The organism is Candidatus Cloacimonadota bacterium (assembly GCA_011372345.1).
In the GTDB taxonomy this organism is placed as follows: Bacteria; Cloacimonadota; Cloacimonadia; order Cloacimonadales; family TCS61; genus DRTC01.
The window spans coordinates 1-4354 of record DRTC01000163.1 but is presented as its reverse complement, the minus strand read 5'-3'; the positions used below and the strand labels follow the sequence as shown (position 1 = coordinate 4354).

5 protein-coding genes are annotated in these 4354 nt (G+C 33.6%); all 5 read left to right on the top strand.

Translation table 11 applies throughout. The features are described 5' to 3' along the window. On the top strand, nucleotides 1–534 hold a 534-nt coding region (locus ENL20_03190), incomplete at its 5' end, for a mannose-1-phosphate guanylyltransferase (protein HHE37562.1). Between the two features lie 18 nt (nucleotides 535–552). Continuing rightward, nucleotides 553–2724: a T9SS type A sorting domain-containing protein gene (locus tag ENL20_03185; protein HHE37561.1), complete on the top strand. Its 2172-nt coding sequence runs from the start codon at nucleotides 553–555 to the stop codon at nucleotides 2722–2724. A 61-nt stretch (nucleotides 2725–2785) separates the two neighbouring features. Continuing rightward, nucleotides 2786–3136: a DUF2493 domain-containing protein gene (locus ENL20_03180; protein HHE37560.1), complete on the top strand. Its 351-nt coding sequence runs from the start codon at nucleotides 2786–2788 to the stop codon at nucleotides 3134–3136. Further along, nucleotides 3136–4050: a hypothetical protein gene (locus ENL20_03175; protein ID HHE37559.1), complete on the top strand. Its 915-nt coding sequence runs from the start codon at nucleotides 3136–3138 to the stop codon at nucleotides 4048–4050. Before ENL20_03180 ends, ENL20_03175 begins: the two co-directional genes overlap by 1 nt. 112 nt (nucleotides 4051–4162) lie before the next feature. Then, nucleotides 4163–4354, top strand: a 192-nt coding sequence (locus ENL20_03170; GenBank protein HHE37558.1) for a hypothetical protein, incomplete at its 3' end; no start/stop codon positions are given.

The window sequence follows — 4354 nt, the reverse complement described above, 5'->3', positions numbered from 1 at the left end:
GATATCAAAACTGCTAAAATGATCCTTTTAGTGGGAAAATCTTTCTGGAACAGCGGTATGTTCGCTTGGAAAATAGAGACAATTGTGCAAGCATACCAAGATCATCTGCCAAAGGTTATTTCGCTTCTGGAAAGAATATCCAACAAATGGAACGAAACGGGAATCGATGCAGATATTTCCGCTGAATGGTCTCAAATGCCGAAATTACCGATCGATATCGGGATTATGGAAAAAGCGGAAAAGAGAATTGTCATTCCGGTAGATTACGGCTGGAGCGATGTTGGTAGTTGGAAAGCACTTTATGATATTTCGGAAAAGGATGAAGATCAGAATGTCCTGAAATGCAAAAATCTGATTCTGAACAGCAAAGAAAATTATGTTTATTCCAACAAATTGGTAACTCTGATCGGAGTTGAGAATCTGATTGTCCTGGAAACTGAAGATGCACTTTTGATTTCTTCCAAAGATAAATCCGAAGATGTGAAGAAAATCGTGAATAAGTTGAAAGAGGAGAGGATGAACGAATACCTTTAGTTTTCATAGGAGGTGAAAATGAAAGGATTTATATTAACTTTAATAACAATATTTTCCTGTGTTTTATTGTCTCAGGAATATAATTTTATTTCTCAGTATGAGGGTAGTAATCCAACTGGAATAAGGTATGAAGACTATGTTTATTTCAATTCCGGAGGTAATATTCATATCCTGGATTTTTCTGATCCTGACAATATTTCTCTCATCGATGATTTTCATATTGGTCATCAAATGGCATACAGTATGCATATCAAAGATGAGTTGCTTTTCATTGGAATTAGTAGAGGATGCTTAATTTATTCTTTAGAAAATCCTGATAATCCGCAACTTCTAAACCATATTTCTGCTCAAAACAATACTGTGCGCATGATTTTCACAGTAGATTCCCTTCTAATTAACATTGATGTAGGAATTGCCAGAATTTACAATATTGAAAATCCTAATGAACCCGAATACTTATCTTATATCACTTTTGAATACGATGAACAAGCCTTTTGTCTAAATAACAGAATTTTGTATGGTTCAGTTCAAGTTGGTTATAGTGGACCGCAATATATTTTAGGATATGATTTAACTGATGCTGAAAATCCGGAAATTATTGCTGATTATTTATTTGGTTGGTATTATGATCCTCATCCTGATTATATGGTAACTCGAGAAAACAATCTATTTGTTGCTGTGAATGATTCATGCAAAATATACGATATCTCTGTTAATGATGAGATAAATCATATTACAACTTTCGAGCTACCGGAGTATGTTGATATTATTAGGATTGAGAATGATATCATGTTTGTTGAAAGTGATGATAGCAACCTGTTATTATTAGATATTTCTGATATTGAGAATCCGGAAGTTCTTACTACTCATGAAATTGGTTATGACATTTCCGATGTGTTTATCACTTCAAATTTTATATTAGTTTCCGGATATTCTCTTGGATTCAGTATCCTGAACTTCAGCGATGTTAATGACATTCACCAGATTTATTCTTATGATGAGACAGATTCATTTTATGCAATCAAAATTCTGGATGATCTGGCTTATATGAGCAGTCATGTGGATGGATTGGAAATTATCGATATTTCCAATATTGAAGAACACCAGACTTTAGGTCATTATCCTGCTGAAATGTTTGAGACAATTGAATTATATGACTCTTATTTATACTGCTTCAATGATTTTGATACATTACTTACGATTTTTGATGTTTATGATCCCCAAAATCCATTTCCGACAGGAACGATTGAAATGGAGAATTATATAAGTGACTTTTGTCTGGTTGAAAATTATCTTTATGTTATGGAATTTAATTCTGGAATGCATATTTTTGATTTAACTGAGCCGGGAACACCTTATGAAATATTTTTTGAATCGATCAGCGGAAGTAAATTGAATGTATTTGAGAATTTACTTTATCTTGCAGACCAGGCAAGTGAATATCCTTATGAAAAGTATTTAAAACTATATAATATCGATAATTTCAGTTTTGAACTTCTTTCTCAAGTTTTGCTTGGAGAGGGTACCGAATATTCTGTGAAAGATATCTTCTTTGAATATGATGAAAATCCAGAAATTTATCTGCATCTTTATCGAGGAGTTGCATCGCTATCGAATTCATCAAATCAATTGATCTTAAATGATGTGCTTATTTTACCAGGGATAACATCCAAGACTTTTTATGATGGTTATTACATTTATGCTGCAAACAGTTTAGGCAGCGGTTCAATTAATGTTATCAATCCTGATTTGGAGATTGGCATTGAAACTACTATTCCAGCCTATGCAAATGGTTTCAGTAAACATCATAACACTTTGTTTATAACACAGAGTTCTTCCGGTTATTCAATATATGATATACCGTACACAGATGTTTTAGAAAATGAGTATGATCCCTCAACTGATCATTTTTTAATACGAAATTATCCGAATCCTTTCAATCAATCAACATCCTTAACTTTTTCTATTCCAGAAGAATGTAGACAAAATTCCATTGAACTTAATATTTATAATATCAAAGGACAATTAATAAATACTTTGATTTCTGAACCTTCGAATTTTAAAGAACGAGCGATTACTTGGTTTGGAGATAATTTCGAAAATGAACCTGTTTCGACTGGAATTTACCTCTATACTTTAGAAATAGATGGAAAACCAAAAGCAACCAGGAAAATGACTTTGTTAAGATAATGAAAAATAAGATATTCTTCGTGTTCCTTTGTGTCTTTGAGCCTTCGTGGTGGAGAAAAAGATGAAAATTGCAGTAATCGGTTCCAAAGAATTTTCAAACTATAATTTACTCAAATCCATTCTGGATAAAGAAAAAGAAATCGAGCAGATCATCAGCGGAGGAGCAGAAGGAGCAGATACTCTCGCTCAAAAATATGCTCATGAAAACAACATCAAATTCCTGGAATTTGCTCCTAACTATGAAGAAAATGGAAATGAAGCCAAACATATTCGCGACAGACTCATCATTGAAAATTGCGACAAAGTTATTGCCTTTTACGATGAAAAATGCGAAGGCACTAAATACACCATGGATCATGCCAGGCAGATGCATAAACCTATTTATGTTATTCTGTATGAAAAACTGATTTAATGAAAAAAATAATCATCGGCATCCACGGACTGAAAAACAAAGCTCCGGCAGATATTCTCCAAAACTGGTGGGAACTTTCTATTCGTGAAGGTTTGGTAAAGAATGGATTTTTCGACAAAAAACTAAAATTCGAACTCGTTTACTGGGCAGATTTGAATTACTCTCAACCTTTAGATCCGAATATTCGGGACAAAAAAGATCCTTTTTATATTCCAAATCCATATTGTCCGTCATTGGAAAATAATAAATCCGGACATCCTAAAAAACTGAAGCAGAAAGTTCTCGATGCTCTGGAAAAAGAAATGGATAAAATTTTCCTGAACGAACATGGATTCACAGGACTCGATACTCTTGCTGATATGACCATTCACCGCATGTTCAAAGACCTCGATACTTATTATCATGGAAACTGCCGGGCAAAACCTGAACTGAACGCTAAACAGACGATCCGAAAGAGACTTGCGGATGTTCTCTCCAAAAACAAAAAGAAAAAGATCATGCTCATTGCTCACTCAATGGGTTCGATCATCGCTTTTGATACACTCAAATTTGTTATTCCTGAGATTTCGATCGACACTTTTCTTACGATCGGTTCTCCACTTGGAAATGCTGTTATTTTGAAGAAAACCTTAATGGAGTTGAGCCAGAAATTACACAAAGGTGTGAAAATTATTACACCATCGAACATCCAGAACGCCTGGTTCAACTTTTCCGACCTGGATGATAAGATCGTGATGAACTACAATCTTGCTGATGATTTTATCGAAAATCCTAACCGGGTAAATCCCATCGATATCATCGTTGAAAATGACTATGAATATGAATCAGAGCCGAATCCACACAAAGCTTACGGATATTTGCGAACTCCTCAAATTGCTGAAATAATCGATAATTTCCTGCACTCTAAAAAATAAATTTGACAATTATTTATTATATTTCATTTTACTCGCATATTTTGGATTCATTTATGCATCTTGGTTTTTCAATATCTGAATTAGAAATTTTCATTTATTTTGAGGAGGATGGATGAAAAAGACGATTCTTTTTTTTGTTTTTATTTTATTTATTTATTTTTTATTTTCAGATGAAATCCAACAACCAATCAAAAAACTAAAAGCGATCAACACTATAAAAGGTAAACCTCCAACCAGTACCAGACCAATTCCCGATTACGAATTCCTTATCGAACCAGCAGATTTAATGTTCACTTATTACGAT